Here is a 17,035-nt window from a genome sequence, read left to right on the forward strand (position 1 = left end):
TCAGACCATCCCGGCTTCCTGAAGCATCTTCAGGGTCTCCTGCAGCGATTCCAGCTTGCCCAGGTCGATCTTGGGGGCGTCGAGGGAGGCCAGCGGAGGCAGGTCCTTGACGGTGCTGGTGACGCCGGCGGCCAGCGGGTATTCCTTGGTCTCCTCGGCGAAGTACTTCTGCGCCTTCTCCGAGAGCAGGAAGTCGGCGGCCTTCTGCGCCACCGGGGCCTGGTCGCTGCCCTTGAGGATGCCGACTCCGGCCGCGTTGACGAGGGCGCCCGGGTCACCGCCCGGCAGGAAGTGGATCTTCGCCTTGACCTTGCTCTCGCCCTTCTCGGCGACCTGCTCGTACCAGTAGTAGTGGTTGACGAGGCCGAGTGAGACCTCGCCCTTGCCGACAGCGTCGAGGACCTTGAGGTTGTTCTCGTAGACCTTCGGCTCGTTGGCCTTCAGCCCCTTGAGCCAGGCGCGGGTTGCGTCGTCTCCCTCCAGGACGCGCATGCCGGTGACGAAGGCCTGGAAGGACGCGTTGGTCGGGGCGTAGCCGATCTTGCCCTTCCACTCCGGCTTGACCAGGTCGTGCACGGTGTCAGGAACCTTGGACACCTGGCCGGGGTTGTACGCGAGGACGCGGACGCGCCCGGAGGTGCCCACCCAGTCGCCCGCGCTGCCGCGGAAGGCCGGGTCGACCTTGTCGAGCGACGCCTGCGGCAGCTTCTCCAGCAGGCCCTTGGCGGAGAGGGCGCCGAGGGCGCCGGCGTCCTGGGAGAAGAACAGGCCCGCCTTGGTCTTGTCGCCCTCCTCCTGGATCTGGGCGGCGAGTTCGGCGCTCTCGCCGTAGCGGACGGCGACCGTGGTGCCGACGGCCTTCTCGAGGTCGTCGAGGAGCGGTTTGACCAGCTTCTCGTTGCGGCCGGAGTAGATCACGAGCCCGGCGTCGTCCTCGTCGACGCCGCAGGCGGCGACGGCGGGGAGGAGAAGCGCTGCCGCGAGGAGCGCGGTCAGACGTCGAACCGAGGGGCGTCGCATGGGAAGCCTTCCTGCACGTGCAGTGAGAATCTATGAACGTCCTATAAGTAAGGTAAAGCTAACCTAAAGGTCAAGAGTGACGCACGCAACGTTTCGGCCTCGGCGGGGGTTCGGCGGAGCCGACCCTACCTGGGAATTCCTTATGGATCTTCCACGCCCCCGGCCGTGACTTTCCTGTGACTACCCCATGAGGTAAGGCTTTCCTAAGATGCGCTCGTGACAGCCCCTCCCGCCCTGCTCCCCGGCACCAAGACCGTTCCGTTCGCCCGCGCTCTCGCGGCCCATCACGACCGCACCGCGGTGATCACCGCCGACGGCCCGGTGACCTACCGCGAGCTCGCCGCCCGGGTGGAGGCGACAGCCGATCGCCTGGGTCCTGCGCGCCGCCTGGTCCTGGTGGTCGGCGCCAACACCGTCGAGGCGCTCGTCGTCCACCTGGCGGCACTCTCGGCGGGGCATCCGGTCCTGCTGGTGCCGGGCGACCACCCGGAAGCCGTGCAGTCACTCATCGACGCCTACGACCCGGACGTCGTGGCACACCCGGACGGCGGACAGTGGGCACTCGACGAGCGGCGCCCCGTCTCGGCGCATGACCTGCACCCGGATCTCGCTCTGCTGCTGAGCACTTCCGGATCGACGGGTTCACCGAAACTCGTGCGGCTGTCGCACGGAAATCTTCAGGCCAACGCGGAATCCATAGCCGAGTACCTGGGAATCCGGGACACCGACCGCGCGGCGACAACTCTGCCGATGCACTACTGCTACGGCTTGTCCGTCATCCACAGCCATCTGCTGCGCGGCGCCGCACTGATCCTCACCGATCTCTCGGTCGCCGACAGCTGTTTCTGGGAACTGTTCCGCAGCGCCCGCGGGACGACCTTCGCAGGGGTCCCGTACACCTTCGACCTGCTCGACCGGGTCGGCTTCGCCTCGATGGACCTGCCCCACCTGCGCTACGTCACCCAGGCCGGCGGCAGGCTCGCACCCGACCGGGTCCGGCACTACGCGGCTCTCGGCCGCGCCGCCGGCTGGGAGCTGTTCGCGATGTACGGGCAGACCGAGGCGACGGCCCGCATGGCCTACCTGCCGCCCGACCTCGCGGAAACCCACCCCGGGGCGGCCGGAGTCCCGATTCCCGGTGGCTCCTTCCGCCTCGAACCGCTGCCCGACTGGCCCGAAGAGGACACCGGAGAGCTCGTCTACACAGGGCCGAACGTCATGCTCGGCTACGCCCGTACCCCCGACGACCTCGCTCTGGGCCGGACCACGGAGGAGCTGCACACCGGCGACATCGCGCGGCGCACCCCCGAAGGCATGTACGAGATCGTCGGCCGACGCAGCCGGTTCGTAAAGATCCTCGGCCTGCGCATCGACCCCGCCCAGGTCGAGGCGATGCTCGCACGGCACGGGGTCACCGCGCTGTGCACCGGCGACGACACCGCGCTGTCCGTGGCCGCCGTCGGTGCCGGTGCTGCGGGTGCCCACGCCTCCGACGCGCGGCGGATACGGAACCTGGTGACGAGCGAGTGCGGCCTCCCGGCCCGGGCGGTCCGGGTCCACGTCCTGGCGGACCTTCCCCGCCTGCCGACGGGCAAGCCCGACTACCGCGCCGTACGGGAACTGGCCCACCCGGCCGACCCCGGCCCGTCTGCACAGGGCCCGGGCAGCGGCCCGGAAGACCTGTGCCGGCTCTACGCACGCATACTCGACCGGGCCGATGTGACGCAGGACAGCACCTTCGTCAGCCTGGGCGGCGACTCCCTCTCGTACGTCGAGATGTCTCTCCACCTCGAAGAGCGGCTCGGCCACCTGCCGACCGACTGGCACACCACTCCGATCCGGGAACTCAGGCCGCCGGAGGGAGAGATCCCCGCACGCAGGCGGACACTCGACACCAGCGTCGCCCTGCGCGCCGTGGCGATCTTCTGCATCGTCGGATCGCACATCCACGTCTTCGGCATCAAGGGCGGAGCACACCTGCTGCTCGCCATCGCGGGCTACAACTTCGCCCGCTTCCACCTCACCACCGCCGAACGCGGCGAACGCGTCCGGCGCGCCTGCCTCAGCATCGCGCGGGTCGCGGTGCCGACCATGATCTGGATCGGCTTCGTACTCCTCCTCAACAACGACTACACCCTGGCCAACCTCGCCCTCCTCGACAGCGTGCTGGGGCCCGAGGACAGCAAAACGGGCATGCACTTCTGGTTCGTCGAGGCACTGGTCTACATCCTCGTCGTCGCCGTGGCCCTCCTGGCGCTCCCCCTGGCGGACCGGGCAGAACGCCGATTCCCCTACGGCCTGCCCCTGGCGCTCGCCGCTCTCGGGCTGCTGACCCGCTACGACCTGCTCGGGCTCCCCGACCGCACCCACATGCCCGACGCGGTCACCGTCTTCTGGCTGTTCGCGCTCGGCTGGGCTGCGGCGAAAGCCGGGTCCAGAAACCAGAGGATCGTGGTCACGGCCGCCGCCCTGGGCACGGTGCCCGGCTTCTTCCCCGGCGACCCCGGGCGAGAAGCGATCATCATCACCACGTTCGCCCTGCTCGTCTGGGTACCGTCCCTCCCCAGCCGCGAACGCGTCAACCAGGTCGCCGGCCTCCTGGCCACCCATTCCCTGTACATCTACCTGACCCACTGGCAGATCTTCCCGTTGATCGACGGGTTCTCCAGGCACGTGGCCTTTCTCGCCTCCCTGGTCTTCGGCATCGCCTACGGCATCGCAGCGACCCGTGTGATGCGCCGACTGCCCTCGCTGCTCTCGCCGGGTGCGCTGCGCACACGCACCCGACCGGGACTCCGAGCTCCGGGTGTGGTCCGTGCTCGGCCTTGGTCGAGGTCGACGTGACGCCATGACCGGCGCAGCGGGGGCAGCAGGCGAGGGAGGGGCCGTGCGCCACTTCTGCGGAAGGGCGATCACGTTGATCGCCCCCCCGGGGCGGGCGGTCCTTCCACCGGACCTCTCGTACGCCGGTCAGCGGCCGGCGTACGGCAGGAGGGCCATCTCGCGGGCGTTCTTGATGGCGGCGGCGAGGGCACGCTGCTGCTGGGCGGTCACGCGGGTGACGCGCCGGCTGCGGATCTTGCCGCGGTCGGAGATGAACTTCCGCAGCAGGTCGGTGTCCTTGTAGTCGATGTACGTGATCCCGGCCGCGTCGAGCGGGTTGGGGCGGGACTTGACGGGCTTGCGGGGGTCGGTTCGTCGGGCCATGGCGGCGTCTCCTTGCAGGAAGGTTTCCGTCCCGGCAGCAGCGGCCGTGGACGGGGCGTGTTCGGGTGGGTGTCAGGCTGCGTCGAGGAGGGCGTCGAACGCGGCGGGCAGGTGCTTCCACGCCTCCCGCCCCGAGGCGTACTCGGCATCCGTCAGGAGGCAGGAGTCGAGGAGGCGCCCCAGGCCGTCGCGGTCAAGGCCGGGCGAGGTGAAGACGAGGTGCTGGCAGCAGTCGCCGTGGTCGGGGTGCCAGTCGAGCGCGGCGGCCGCCCGGCGCATGGGCGGGACCATCTCCCAGGCCGCGTCGGGCAGGGACGCCAGCCACGGGCCCGCGTTCTCCACGCAGAGCGCTCCGCCGGCCGCGTCCCAGGCGAGCAGGGTGTCGGGCCGGTCGGCGAGCCAGAACCGGCCGCGGCTGCGGGCGGCGGCGCAGCACAGGTCCTCGAGCGCCTGGTAGAGCCGTTCCGGGTGGAAGGGCCGGTGGCGGCGCCAGACGAAGGTGGTGACTCCGGCCTCGTCGGCCTCCTGGGGCAGCAGCGCGCACGCGGGGTGCTGGGCGGCGGCCGCGGCCTCGACGTCGAAGCCGGCGAGGGCGGCCTCGGCGAGTTCGCCGGAGTCGGCCGGCACGCGCCGGGCGGTGGGGTGGAGCTGCGCGAGGAGGGCGCGGTCCTCGTCGTCGGCCTCGTCGTTGTCGACGACGGCGAGGACGGGCGCGTACTCCAGCTGGCGGGCCCAGGTGTCCCCGACGGTCCTCTGGTCGGTGGCGGCGGCCGCGAGGCCGGCTTCCGACAGGTCGTCGCCGTTGACGAGGCAGGGCAGGACGAGTGCGGGATCGACGGCGGTGATCACGTTCGTGAGGGTCAGGCGGTCTCCGCCATGCCCGGCGATCACCTCGGCCATGGCCTTCGGTTCGACGGAGTCCCACAGCTCGACGACGGCGAGGCGGGTCAGGCCGCCGTCAGCCAGGCGCTCGAGTTCAGGGACGAGGTCCTCGCGCAGGGCACAGCACGCGCAGTCGTTCACCAGCGGTGTCTCACCGCGGGAGACCGTACCTGCGGCATCGCGGATCAGCCGGAGCACGGTGCCGTCGGAGGCGCCCGCCAGGTCGTGGTGCAACGCCACGCTCCCGGGGACGGCGTTCAGGAGGCGGTCGACGACCTCGGCCCGTGCCTCGGCGTGCAGGCCGGCGACGATGACGACGGGCAGTCCGGGTTCCCGGCCCATCAGCGGGCCCCGTAGCGGCGCTGGAACTTCTCGACGCGGCCGGCCGTGTCGAGGACGCGGGCGGTGCCGGTGTAGAAGGGGTGGCTCGCGGAGGAGATCTCCACGTCGACGACCGGGTAGGTGCGGCCGTCCTCCCACTCGATCGTCTTGTCGCTGGTCATCGTGGAGCGGGTGAGGAAAGCAGTGCCGGAGGCGGAGTCGCGGAAGACGACGGGCTCGTAGGCGGGGTGGATTCCGGGCTTCATGGCAGGGCCTTTCAGGCGGCGTAGGGGCAGGTGGGGCCGTGGGCGGGCAGGGTCAGCGCTCTTCGCGAAAGTCGACGTGCCGGCCGACGACCGGGTCGTACTTGCGCAGGGTGAGGCGGTCCGGGTTGTTCCGGCGGTTCTTGCGGGTGACGTAGGTGAACCCGGTGCCCGCCGTGGAGCGGAGCTTGATGACCGGGCGGATCTCGTTGCGTGCCATGACAGGTACTATATGGCAATGATTTCCATTACCAACACTCGCCCCCTGCGAGAAAGGCGGCTGCACCCATGTCGGCCCACTGCCAACTGACCGGCGCCAAGCCGGGTTTCGGCAACAACATCTCCCACTCCCACCGGCGCACCTCGCGCCGCTTCGACCCGAACATCCAGCGCAAGCGCTACTGGCTGCCCAGCGAGGGGAGGCACGTCCGCCTCACCCTGAGCGCCAGGGCGGTCAAAACGGTGGACACGATCGGCATCGAGGCCGCCGTGGCCCGGATCCGCGCGCGGGGAGGAAAGGTCTGATGGCGAAGAAGAGCAAGATCGCGCAGAACGAGAAGCGCAAGGAGACCGTCGAGCGGTACGCCGCCCGGCGGGCGGAACTCAAGGAGATCATCCGCCGCCCCTCCTCCACCACGGCCGAGCGTGAGGCCGCCCAGGCGGAGCTGCGCCGACAGCCCCGCAACGCCAGTGCCACCCGCGTACGCAACCGCGACAGCGTCGACGGCCGGCCCCGCGGCCACCTGCGCAAGTTCGGCCTCTCACGGGTACGGGTGCGACAGCAGGCGCACGCCGGCTTCCTGCCGGGAGTGACCAAGTCCTCCTGGTAGCAGCCCGCTCCACCGGCCGTTCGACCCGAGCGGGCAGCCCTCGCGCACACGAACCGCTGCCCGGCAATCGGGAACGAATGCCATGACCCTTCAGGGTCGCTCCGTCCGCGTGCGGCACCCTGCGGGCCCGCGAGGGGCCGCAGAGGCCGCACGCGGACGCCTGAGAGGCCGGCGGCGTCCGCCGACAGCCCCGCGCGCGATCTCGCCGCCGCGCACGACGCCGGCCTCACCCACGTCCATCACTCGCCGCCGACCCCGAGGCCGGCCCGGCCCAGGCCGGCGGCGCCCTCACCGCCAACGCCACCAGCGCAGTCATGGACAGCGCCGGCAGCGGATCTCCCGACAAGCTGCTGTACTCGCTCTTCTGACAAGCGGAAACCAGCGCGTGCCCCCGGCCGCTCCGGGGGCACGCCTGTACGTCCACCGCGGCAACGCGCTCACGCGCCGGGGGCGCGTGTCCGGTGCGGTGGGCGGTCGCCGGGTTGCGGGGCCGCAGCCCTGCCGCCCGGAGAACCGGGGCCGTGCGGATCGGACACGGCCCAGGCGCACCGCAACTCGGTCAGCTCTTCAGCCCACCCAGGTACTTCGCGAACTTCTCCAGACCGTCCATGTTGCGCGGCCCGCTGATGCCCTCGTTGTAGTCGAGGATGAAGAAGTTGTTCTTCTTGACGGCGGGCAGCCCCTTCGTGTGCGGGGAGTTCTTCAGGAAGTCGATCTTCTTCTCGGCGGGCAGGTCCCCGTAGTCGAGGATCATGATGACCTCCGGCTCGGACTTGGCGACGGCCTCCCAGTTCACCTGGGTCCACCGCTGGTCGAGGCCGTCGAAGACGTTCCTGCCGCCGGCGGTCTTGATGATGTCGTCGGGCGGGACCTGGTTGCCCGCGGTGAAGGGCTGGTCGGTGCCCGAGTCGTAGAGGAAGACCGGGACCGGATCGCCCTTGGGCGCCTTCGCCTTGACGGCCTCCACCCGCTTCTTCAGTCCGCCGATGACCTCTTCCGCTTTCTTCTCGACTCGGAAGATCTTGCCCAGTCGTTCGAGGTCCGTGTAAAGCGCCTCGAACGGCGTGTGCTTTTCGGGGTAATTGGGGTAGTTGAAGCAGCTCTCGCTGTGCATGAAGCTCTGGATGCCGAGCTTGTCCAGGATCTCCGGGGTGATGCCCCGCTCGTCCTTGAAGCCCGACTTCCAGCCGGCCAGGACGAAGTCGGACTTGGCCTCGACCACGATCTCCTTGTTGAGGAGGTCGTCGCTGAGCATCTTCACCTTGGCGTAGTCGCTCGCCCACGGAGACTCCGTTACCGGCGGGTTCGCCGGCGGCATCACGTAGCCGTGCACGTGATCGACCAGGCCGAGGCTGAACAGCTTGTCGGCGCTTCCGCCTTCGTACGCCACGGCGCGCTTGGGGACGGTGTATTCGACCGGTTCACCGCACCTGTTGACGGTGACCGTCTCGGGCGCCTTGGCGTCTGTCTCCACTTCGGCGCCGCAGCCGCTGAGCAGCAGCGCGGCCGCGAGCGCGGAGCCCAGGACGGCGCGCTGCCGCACCGAGCGGGGAGATCGGGTCATGGACATGCTTGTGGTGCCTTTCACGGGGAGGGGTTGAGCGAGTACAACAGCTGGGGATCACCCGTCAGCGGGTGGGAGACGATGCTGGCCTTGACGCCGAAGACCTCGTGGACGAGCTCGGGGGTGAGCACGTCCCCGGGCGTGCCGGCGGTGACGAGGCGGCCCTCGCGGAGGACCCCGATGCGGTCGCAGGCGGCCGCGGCGAGGTTGAGGTCGTGCAGCACGACCAGGACGGTGAGTCCCGAGCCGCGCAGGAGCGAGAGCAGTTCGACCTGGTGGCGTACGTCGAGGTGGTTGGTCGGCTCGTCCAGCACCAGGATCTCCGGCTCCTGGACGAGAGCCCGGGCCAGCAGGACACGCTGGCGCTCCCCGCCCGAGAGCGTCAGGACTCCGCGCCGGGCGAGGTGGCGGATGTCGAGCCGGTCCATCGCGCGTTCGCACAGCTCCCGTTCCCGGGGGCTGAGCGCCTGGTTGCCCTGAAGGTGCGGAGTACGTCCGAGGGCGATGACCTCTTCGACCGTGAAGTCGAGATCGACAGCGCCGTCCTGGGTCATGGCCGCGATGACCTGCGCGGAGCGGCGCACCGTCAGGCGGGAGAGGTCCTCCTCGCCCACCCAGACGGTGCCGGAGCTGGGTCGGAGCGCGCGGTACACGCACCGGAGGGCGGTGGACTTGCCGCTTCCGTTGGGCCCGACCAGGCCCACGACCCGGCCGCTCGCCACGTTCAGGGACAGGTCGCGCACCAGGCTGCGGCCGTCGGTGACGACGGAGAGCCCGTCGAGTCTGAGGTCCATCTCAGCGGCCTCCGAACAGGTAGCCCTTGCGCCGCATCAGCGTGACGAAGACCGGCACCCCCACGAGGGCGGTGATGACGCCCAGGGGCAGTTCGCGCGGCGCGACCAGCGTCCGGGACACCAGGTCGACCCAGACCATGAAGATCGCTCCGGCCAGGGGTGCGACGGCCAGCACGCGCGCGTGGGTGGCGCCGACGACCATGCGCACCACGTGGGGCATGACCAGTCCGACGAAGGCGATGGCGCCGCTGACGGCGACCATCACTCCGGTCACGAGCGAGACCAGGACGAGCAGGGCCTTGCGGTGCCGGTCGGGGCTGACGCCCAGGCTGGCGGCCGTCTCGTCTCCGAGGGCCAGGACGTCCAGCGCCCGGCCGTACCGGTACAGCGCGACCAGGCCGAGAAGGACGACCACCGAGACGACCGGGAGCGCACCCCAGTTCGCGGCGCCGAAGCTGCCCATGGTCCAGTACAGGACCATGCTGGTCGCCTCGCTGTCCGGCGCGAAGTAGATCAGCAGGCTCATCACCGCTTGAAGGCCCAATGACATGGCGACGCCCGTCAGGACGAGACGCAGCGGCGAGAGCGAGCCCCGGCTGGAGGAGGCCGCGTAGACGAGGAGGGACGCGACCAGGGCCCCGATGAAGGCACCGGCCGACACCGCGTAGATGCCCAGCGCCGCCAGTCCTCCGGTGACGGTGACGGCAACGGCCCCGGCGGAGGCTCCCGAGGAGACGCCCAGCACGAAGGGGTCGGCGAGCGCGTTGCGCACCATGGCCTGGATGGCCACGCCGATGGCACTCAGCCCGGCCCCCACGAGCGCCGCGAGCAGCACCCGCGGCGTACGGATCTCCCAGATGATCTGGTACGTGGTCACCTCGTCCGCGGCGATGCGGCCGCCGCTCACGGCCGCCCACAGGTAACGGGCGGTCTCACCCGGCGTGATGACGGCGGCGCCCAGACCGATGGCCACCACGATCGAGACGAGGAGAAGGGCGAACAGGACGGCGCAGGCAAGCGCCAGGCCCTTGCGGGAGGCGAGCCGGCCCCTCACCCCCCTCGCGGGTTCGGGGGGCGCCTCGCCGGCCGGCGTATCGGCGGCGCTGCCCGCCGATGGCGCGGTGATTGCTGGCGGTGACATAGGACTCGGCCTTCCAGATCGAACGGAACGTGCTGATGGGGCGGGTGGCAGCCGCCTGTGGGGGTGGCCCGCTCAAGGCAGGTCGATCGGCGGGGTCATGCCGTCGAGTGCGCGGGCGGAGGGGCTTGTCGTCCTCGGGGAGCCGTCCGATGGCGTCGAGCGCGATGCGGCGCAGACGGCGGGTGTTCTCGGCGAAGACCTTGAGGACCGCAGGTCAGCGGAACGAGCGCGTCCCGGGCCCAGACCGCCGCGGTCATCCGACCGCCGGGCCGTACCGGTCCCAGCAGTCGCTCCGTTCCGGCCGAGGCGTCGGAGCGCGACGGAACACGGAACGCACACACGCCGGTGTCCGCGGCCCCACTCGGACTTGGAGAAGTCGGTTGGGATCCTCCTCGCCTCCTGCCGATCTGGCGGCCGCGTCGTGCGGTTCCGTACGGGCTCCGGTCCCGGCTGACAGCGGAATGACAGCGGGAGCGTATATGAAAACGATAATCACTACTAGACCTACTGCACCGAAGCCGTCGCGCACGCATGGCGACCGGGCGCGGACACCCACACTCCATGAGGGGCCATCAGCTGATGTTGACAATCATTTTCATAATGCTTCATGCTGCTCGGGCCCCGCACCGTTCCGCTCCGTCCAGCGGCGTGGTGCGGGGCCACCTCGTGATCTCCCGGGAGCAGCATGTCCGCCCTTCGCAGCCGCCGAGCCCCACCCGCCCGCACCGGGGCTGTCGGCATCAGGCGCCGTCGGCCGATGCCGGCGAGCCGTCGGCCCTCTCGCTGACGCCGCGCCGCCAGAGTGGTCCGAACCAGCCTCCCCCGCGGTCGGTTCGGGCACAGCGAAAGGTTTCTCCGCCCCCGCACATCCCGCAGCCGCGACCGCTGCGCCCCGCACGACACGCAGCCTTGCCGGTCCAGCCGAACGCGTGCCGGTGCGATCGGCTCGCCGGGGGCTCCGCACCGCTCGCTGCCATGGCGTACGACGGTCCCGGACGGCGCCGCGTACGAGCGAGAGCGGTACGCCGTCGGCCGCGAACGGCCTGGCCACTCCGACCGCACCGCGTTCTCAGCCCCCGAATTCCCTTCCCATCCGACCCATGGAGGAGCCATGACCGACCGGACCACCGGCGGCACCGCCGCGTCCCAGGACGACGTGCGCGCGCTGCTGGACTCCCTGCCCGACACCCTGTCCCGGGACGAGATCCTGGCCATCAACAGCGGCTCCAAGTCCGACATCCACACCGAGCGGGCGTACGCGTACAACGGCTGGACCTTCACCCTGCCGCCGGGGGTCTTCAAGCCGGGCGACACCAGCCGCATCGTCCACGACCGCCTCCTGGACGGCACGATCCCGGTCAAGGGCCGCGCCTACGCGGCGATGGGCGTCGGTCTCGGCGTCGAGGCCGTGATCGCCGGCACCCTCGGGGCGCGCGAGGTCTACGCGGTCGACGTCCATCCGGACAGCGTGGCCACCGCCGCCGCCCACTACGGGCGCATCGTCGGGGACCGGACCGACACCGTCTTCCGGCCGCTGGTGTCCAACCTCTTCGAGGAGTTCCCGGACTCCGCGCGGCTGGACGTGATCACCTTCAACCCTCCCGCCGTCAGCGCGCGGACGAGCGACGACCCGACCGTGGTCCGGAACGTGTGCGTGGGCGCCGAGATCGTCCTGCGCTTCTTCGACCAGATCGCCACCCGCGACCTGCTCGCCCCGGACGGCGAGATCTACCTGATCGTGTCCAACACCGCCGAGCTGAAGCGGATCGTCGGACACGGCATCGACGCGGGATTCCGCCCCGCGGTGCTGCACCGCCAGACCTGGGAGGGCGACGACTGCCAGGCGTACCTGTTCAAGCTCATCCGCCACGCCGCCGCCTGACCGGGAGGACAAGGACATGCACGAGCACATAGCCGAGGCTGTCAAGGAACCGGACGTCGTCACCGTCCCGCCGGGCGCGATCTGCCTACGCTTCGAGACCATGAAGCTGTACTCGGCCCTGGGTGCGGTGCGCCACCTGTTGGAGACCGGACAGGTCAAACCCGGTGACACCCTCGTGGACAGCTCCAGCGGCATCTACGCCCACGCCCTCGCCCTGGCCTGCCACCGGTACGGCCTCAACTGCCACATCGTCGGCTCCACCACCGTCGACCGCACGCTCCGCGTCCAGCTGGAGATCCTCGGCGCCACCCTCGAACAGGTCCGCCCCTCAAAGAACCTCCGCCTCGACCAGAACCTCCGTGTCCAGCGGATCAGAGAACTGCTCCAGGAGAATCCGCACTACCACTGGATGCGGCAGTACCACGACGCCATCCACTACCTCGGCTACCGCGACATCGCCGACCTCGTCCGCAAGGAAGTTCCGGAGGGCCCCCTGTCGCTCGTCGGCGGCGTCGGCACCGGCGCGTCCACCGGCGCCATCGCCACCTGCCTGCGCGAGGCCGGCCGCGACGTCACCCTCGTCGGCGTCCAGCCCTTCGGCAGCGTCACCTTCGGCGCCGAGCACGTCTCGGACCCCGACATGATCATCGCCGGAATCGGCAGCTCCATCCCCTTCCAGAACGTCCGACACGACCTGTACGACCGCGTCCACTGGGTCAACTTCGACTACGCCATGTCCGGCGCCGTCGAACTCCTCCGGGCCAGCGGCATCTTCGCCGGTCTCTCCGCGGGCGCCGCGTATCTGGCGACGCTCTGGGAGCGAGAGCGGGACGCCGATCGTACGTACGTCTTCCTCGCCGCCGACACGGGGCACCGCTACGTCGACAGCGCCTACGCCAACCACGCGGAAGCGCGGGGGCTCGGCGCCATGCGGCCCCACGAGGTGGCGGTACAGGGGGAGCTCAAGCACCCGTGGTCCGCCATGGACTGGCCCCCGGCCGACAGCGGGCTGCTGCGTGGCGCGCCCGTCCTCACGGCCGAGTCGGCCTAGGCCCTGTCGTCAAACTCGCGTCGTCGCCCGAAGGGCGGCCCTGCGGCGTCTGGTGCGTGCTCTCGGCGTGCCGGGCGGAAGCCGTCGTACTGGACGTACGTCGGTTTTCGCCCGGTGCGGCGAGAGTGCGTGCCAGACGCCGTGGGGCAGACGGGAGTTTGACGACAGGGCCTAGCGTCCACGGCGAGGGGGCTACAGCCCCCCGCCTCACTCTCACCACTCGCGCACGCGCCCCAGACCGTGCCGGGCAGCCATCGCGCCGGTCCGGCCCCGCGGGCCGAGCCCACCGGTCTCCTGGCCGGCGCCGCGCGCACCGGCGTCCGTGGTGCGGTGTCCGTCGAGGCCCCGGCCGGCTCGGTGCTGATGCCCCCCATTGCCCCCGGGCGCCCGCATCGCGTGCCGCCCCCTCCCCGCCGTACCCATCCGAGAAGGAAACAGCCATGTCTCCCGCACCCCCGCGGTCCGTACCGGAACTCCAGCAGGCCGTCCTGGACGGGGCCTTCGGGCCGCTCCCCGGCCGGCTGGCCGTCACCAGCGCCTTCTGGGTCCACCACACCACCCGCCTGGCCGGCAGCCAGGTCACCTACCGCAACCAGTACGTGCTCCTTCGTTCCGGGGACTCCTACGGCGCCTGCTCCTTCGAGGCCGGCGACATCGCCCCGGACTTCTGCGCCAACGCCTCCGGACACACCCTCGACACCCTGATACGCCACGAGTCGGCACCGGTGCGCATCGCCGCCCTCGACGCCTACCTCGGACGCGTACGCCCGCACCGCGATGCGGAGGACGCCGAGGCCGTCACTCTGCCGACCGGCACGCCGGAGGTGCGGGCCGAGGCGAGGGACGCGGCCGTCGCCGGGCTCCTCGACATCGCGCCGCGATCCAAGGTCGCCCTGATCGGCGTCGTCAACCCGCTGGTCGCCGCGATACGTGAGCGGGGCGGCGTCCCGCTGCCCTGCGACTTCAACCTGCGCACCACCAACTGGGGCGACCCCGTCACCGACGACATGGACCAGGTGCTGGCGGAGGCCGACGCAGTCGTCGCCACCGGCATGACCCTCGTCAACGGCAGCTTCGACCGGATCACCGAGCACTGCCGCAAGCAGGACCTCCCGCTGGTGGTGTACGCCCAGACCGGCAGCGCCGTCGCGCGCGCCTTCCTGGGCACCGGTGTGACCGCGCTGTCCGCCGAACCGTTCCCCTTCTCCCAGTTCAGCGCCGACACCACCACGCTGTACCGGTACCGGACGGAGCGGGCATGAACAGCGAGACCGAATCCCCGGAAGCGGCGGCGCCGACCGACGGAGCGCAACCGGAGAACGAGAGCGGCCCGGGTACGGACACGGAGACCGCGTCCGTACCCGGTGACCTGGCGATGACCCGCGTCCTGTGGCCCTTCATGCTGGCCTCCGCCATCGGCCTGGTGCCCTTCACCGTCTACAGCACCTTCCTCGTCCCCATGGCCGAAGCCTCCGGCGGCGGCGTCGCCGCGCTGGGGCAGCTGCGCGGGCTCGGCGGCCTGGCCGCCCTCGCGGTGGGCACCGCCCTCGCGCCGCTGATCGACCGCGTACGCCGGGAACGGGCTGCCGCGGGCGGTCTCGCGGTGCTCGCGGTCTCGGCGGCGCTCGGTGCGAGCGGCGAGTTCCTGCTGCTGGCGGCGTTCTGCCTGTTGGTCGGCGCCGGCACGGCCGTCCTCAACCCGGCGCTGACCGCCGCCGCGGCGGACCGGTTCGACAACGACGCGGCCGCCGGCCGCGCCGCCACCCTCATCACCGCCACCCAGTCGCTGACCGCGCTGCTCGCGGCGCCGCTCGTGGCCCTGCCCGCCCTGGTGTGGGGCTGGCAGGGCGACCTGTGGGCCATCGCCGCGATCTGCGCCGCCCTCGCCCTCTACTTCCTCCTGCGCGGCCGCCGGAAGACCGGGACGGAGGCCGCCGAGAAGACGGAGCGGCCCGGCTACCTGGAGTCCTTCCGACTTCTCGGCGCCCTGCCGGGCGTGGTGCCGCTCATCCTCGTCGCCCTGCTGCGGACGGCCGCGTTCATGGGCTACCTCGCCTACCTCGCCGCCTTCTACGACGAGCGGTTCGGACTCGCACCCGAGCCCTTCGCGATCGTGTGGACGCTCAGCGGTACCGCCTTCTTCCTCGGCAACCTGCTCGCCGGACGACTGCTCAGCTCCGGCAGAGCGACGATCCCGGCGGAACGCCTGATGACGCTCGGGCTGCTCGTGGCACTGGCCGCACTCGTCGGGGTCTTCTTCACCCGTACCCTGTGGCTGGCCCTGCCCCTCACCGCTCTGGTCGGCGCCGGCCACGCGACGGCCGCGGCCTGTGTCACCACCCTGCTGGTACGGCGCTGCGGCTCCATGCGCGGCACGGCGCTGAGCGTCAACGCCGCCGGGATGAGCTTCGGCGTCTTCCTCGGCGCCGGACTGGGTGGCGTCGGCCTGGCCCTCGGCGGCTTCCCGGGAACGGCGGCGGCCCTCGGCGGACTGACCCTCGTGGCCCTCGTCCTCGCCCGCCTCGCGGCCCGCTCCCCGGCACCCGACGGGGACTGAGCGGGAGGCCCACCGCGAGCCGAGGGCCCGGCACGCGGTGGGCTCCACCGAACCGGAACAGCTCCAGCAGGGGGTCGGCCATGACCGTCACACCACCGGGGACGAACCGGCGCACGACGCGCCGGCGCGCAGCCGTGGAGAAGGCGCTGGCCGGCCACGCCGTGTTCGTCTCGGCACAGGAGCTCCACGGGACGATGAGCGAGTCGGGGGTCCGCGTCGGCCTCACCACCGTGTACCGCGCACTCCAGGCCCTGGAGCGGTCCGGTGCCGCCGACGTCGTCCGCGACGAGGCCGGCGAGCGGCTCTACCGGTACCGCCGCCCCGACGCCGGCCACTGCCACTACCTCCTGTGCCGCCGCTGCCGCCGCCACGAGCCGCTCGACACGGATGCCGTCGAGGAATGGGTCGCAGCCGTCGTGCGTTCGTCGGACTTCGCGGACGTCGAACACACCCTGGAGCTCACCGGGGTCTGCGCCGGCTGCCGAGCGGCAAGGGCGCGGCACAGCGGAGTTGCTCCCTCTCACGGGGCGACGCCGAAGCGTGCGGGGCACACATAGCCTCGGACGCATGCACATTGTTGCGATTCTCGCGCTCGACGGGGTGTCGGCCTTCGATCTCGCCATCCCCTGCCAGGTGTTCGCGCTCGTCACCGGTCCCGACGGATCACCCTCCTACGACGTCCGCGTGTGCGTCGACCGCGACACCGTGGCAACGGCCGGGCCCACGGCACCGTTCCGGGTCTCCTCCTCGTACGGGTGGGACGAGGTGCCGGCCGCGGACACGGTCGTCGTGCCCGGCATCCCCGCGGACGGCACGCCGGATCCCCGGGCGGTACGACTGCTGCGGGAGGCGGCGGCCGGCGGAGCCCGTGTCGCCTCCATCTGCACCGGGGCCTTCGCCCTCGCGCACGCCGGACTCCTGGAAGGACGCAGGGCGACCACACACTGGCGGTTCGCCGACGCCCTGGCCGAGCGGTTCCCGGGGACCAGCGTCGACCCTTCCGTGCTGTACGTGGACGAGGGTGCGGTGCTCACGTCGGCCGGCATCGCCGCGGGCCTGGACCTGTGCCTCCACATGGTCCGCCGCGACCACGGCGCGGCGGCCGCGGCGGCGGCCGCCCGGATGCTGGTGATGCCACCCCAGCGCACGGGCGGGCAGGCGCAGTTCATCGAGTACCGTGCGCCCGGGACGGATTCCGCCGACCTCGGCGAGACCCTTCAGTGGATGCGCGGCAAGCTCGGCGAACCGCTCTCCCTGGCCGACATCGCCGCGCACGCCATGATGAGCAGGCGCAGTCTCGCCCGCCACTTCCGCGCCCAGACCGGTACGACGCCGCTGCGCTGGCTGCTCGCCCAGCGCGTCCAGCGCGCGAGGGAGCTCCTGGAGACGACGGGGCTGCCCCTGACACGTATCGCGGAGGCGACCGGCTTCGGCTCGCTCGAGACCCTCCGCCACCATTTCACCCGCCAGGTCGGCACGACCCCGTCCGCGTACCGGGCCGCCTTCCGCCACTGACGGCACCG

General features: G+C 71.2%; 17 protein-coding genes. 9 read left to right on the plus strand and 8 right to left on the minus strand.

Translation table 11 applies throughout. The annotated features are described in order from the left end of the window. Complete coding sequence (locus MUK52_RS03280) at positions 1 to 1,020, minus strand: iron ABC transporter substrate-binding protein (protein WP_284574527.1); 1,020 nt, start codon at positions 1,018 to 1,020, stop codon at positions 1 to 3. Positions 1,021 to 1,236: 216 nt separating this feature from the next. Here MUK52_RS03280 and MUK52_RS03285 point away from each other — a divergent pair, with 216 nt between their 5' ends. Next, positions 1,237 to 3,864, plus strand: coding sequence for an AMP-binding protein (locus MUK52_RS03285; RefSeq protein ID WP_284574528.1), 2,628 nt, complete (start codon positions 1,237 to 1,239; stop codon positions 3,862 to 3,864). Between the two features lie 126 nt (positions 3,865 to 3,990). Here MUK52_RS03285 and rpsR read toward each other — a convergent pair whose 3' ends face one another. The 4 genes from rpsR to rpmG form a co-directional block, all read right to left on the minus strand. After that, entirely contained in the window at positions 3,991 to 4,227 is a 237-nt protein-coding gene (rpsR, locus tag MUK52_RS03290; RefSeq protein ID WP_114055302.1) for a 30S ribosomal protein S18, read from the minus strand. Positions 4,228 to 4,299: 72 nt separating this feature from the next. Beyond that, positions 4,300 to 5,451, minus strand: coding sequence for a CobW family GTP-binding protein (locus tag MUK52_RS03295; RefSeq protein WP_284574529.1), 1,152 nt, complete (start codon positions 5,449 to 5,451; stop codon positions 4,300 to 4,302). After that, a complete protein-coding gene (locus MUK52_RS03300; RefSeq protein WP_114055300.1) occupies positions 5,451 to 5,696 on the minus strand; it encodes a type B 50S ribosomal protein L31 in 246 nt (81 codons plus the stop codon). Before MUK52_RS03300 ends, MUK52_RS03295 begins: the two co-directional genes overlap by 1 nt. Before the next feature lie 52 nt (positions 5,697 to 5,748). Next, complete coding sequence (gene rpmG / locus MUK52_RS03305) at positions 5,749 to 5,913, minus strand: 50S ribosomal protein L33 (protein WP_114055299.1); 165 nt, start codon at positions 5,911 to 5,913, stop codon at positions 5,749 to 5,751. A gap of 68 nt (positions 5,914 to 5,981) precedes the next feature. On the opposite strand from rpmG, the gene rpmB reads away from it, so the two are divergent. Together rpmB and rpsN are read left to right on the plus strand one after the other, a co-directional pair. Beyond that, positions 5,982 to 6,218, plus strand: a complete 237-nt coding sequence (gene rpmB / locus MUK52_RS03310) for a 50S ribosomal protein L28 (RefSeq protein WP_114055298.1) — start codon at positions 5,982 to 5,984, stop codon at positions 6,216 to 6,218. Further along, a complete protein-coding gene (gene rpsN, locus MUK52_RS03315; RefSeq protein ID WP_114055297.1) occupies positions 6,218 to 6,523 on the plus strand; it encodes a 30S ribosomal protein S14 in 306 nt (101 codons plus the stop codon). The genes rpmB and rpsN overlap by 1 nt, the downstream gene beginning before the upstream one ends. A gap of 559 nt (positions 6,524 to 7,082) precedes the next feature. Here rpsN and MUK52_RS03320 read toward each other — a convergent pair. From MUK52_RS03320 to MUK52_RS03330, 3 genes are read right to left on the minus strand one after another with little or no spacing between them, the layout of a single operon-like run. After that, positions 7,083 to 8,093: an ABC transporter substrate-binding protein gene (locus MUK52_RS03320; RefSeq protein ID WP_284574531.1), complete on the minus strand. Its 1,011-nt coding sequence runs from the start codon at positions 8,091 to 8,093 to the stop codon at positions 7,083 to 7,085. Positions 8,094 to 8,107: 14 nt separating this feature from the next. Beyond that, the gene (locus tag MUK52_RS03325; protein ID WP_114055295.1) at positions 8,108 to 8,881 is read right to left on the minus strand and encodes an ABC transporter ATP-binding protein; all 774 of its coding nucleotides are present in this window, start codon (positions 8,879 to 8,881) and stop codon (positions 8,108 to 8,110) included. Position 8,882: 1 nt separating this feature from the next. Continuing rightward, positions 8,883 to 10,022, minus strand: coding sequence for a FecCD family ABC transporter permease (locus MUK52_RS03330; RefSeq protein ID WP_114055294.1), 1,140 nt, complete (start codon positions 10,020 to 10,022; stop codon positions 8,883 to 8,885). 1,111 nt (positions 10,023 to 11,133) lie between these two features. Between MUK52_RS03330 and MUK52_RS03335 the strand changes: the two genes are divergently transcribed. The 6 genes from MUK52_RS03335 (at position 11,134) to MUK52_RS03360 (ending at position 17,027) form a co-directional block, all read left to right on the plus strand. Beyond that, entirely contained in the window at positions 11,134 to 11,904 is a 771-nt protein-coding gene (locus MUK52_RS03335; protein WP_114055293.1) for a class I SAM-dependent methyltransferase, read from the plus strand. A gap of 16 nt (positions 11,905 to 11,920) precedes the next feature. After that, positions 11,921 to 12,955, plus strand: a complete 1,035-nt coding sequence (locus MUK52_RS03340; protein ID WP_114055292.1) for a pyridoxal-phosphate dependent enzyme — start codon at positions 11,921 to 11,923, stop codon at positions 12,953 to 12,955. A 440-nt stretch (positions 12,956 to 13,395) separates the two neighbouring features. Next, on the plus strand, positions 13,396 to 14,217 hold the full coding sequence (locus MUK52_RS03345; protein WP_114055290.1) for a Rossmann-like domain-containing protein: 822 nt from the start codon (positions 13,396 to 13,398) through the stop codon (positions 14,215 to 14,217). Further along, positions 14,214 to 15,512, plus strand: a complete 1,299-nt coding sequence (locus MUK52_RS03350; protein ID WP_284574534.1) for an MFS transporter — start codon at positions 14,214 to 14,216, stop codon at positions 15,510 to 15,512. Before MUK52_RS03345 ends, MUK52_RS03350 begins: the two co-directional genes overlap by 4 nt. 80 nt (positions 15,513 to 15,592) lie before the next feature. Continuing rightward, positions 15,593 to 16,069, plus strand: coding sequence for a Fur family transcriptional regulator (locus MUK52_RS03355; protein ID WP_284574535.1), 477 nt, complete (start codon positions 15,593 to 15,595; stop codon positions 16,067 to 16,069). A 10-nt stretch (positions 16,070 to 16,079) separates the two neighbouring features. Then, complete coding sequence (locus MUK52_RS03360) at positions 16,080 to 17,027, plus strand: GlxA family transcriptional regulator (protein ID WP_284574536.1); 948 nt, start codon at positions 16,080 to 16,082, stop codon at positions 17,025 to 17,027. The last annotated feature ends 8 nt before the right edge of the window (positions 17,028 to 17,035 follow it).

Origin of the sequence: Streptomyces sp. 2P-4, assembly GCF_030167965.1 — a bacterium.
GTDB lineage: Bacteria > Actinomycetota > Actinomycetes > Streptomycetales > Streptomycetaceae > Streptomyces > Streptomyces globosus_A.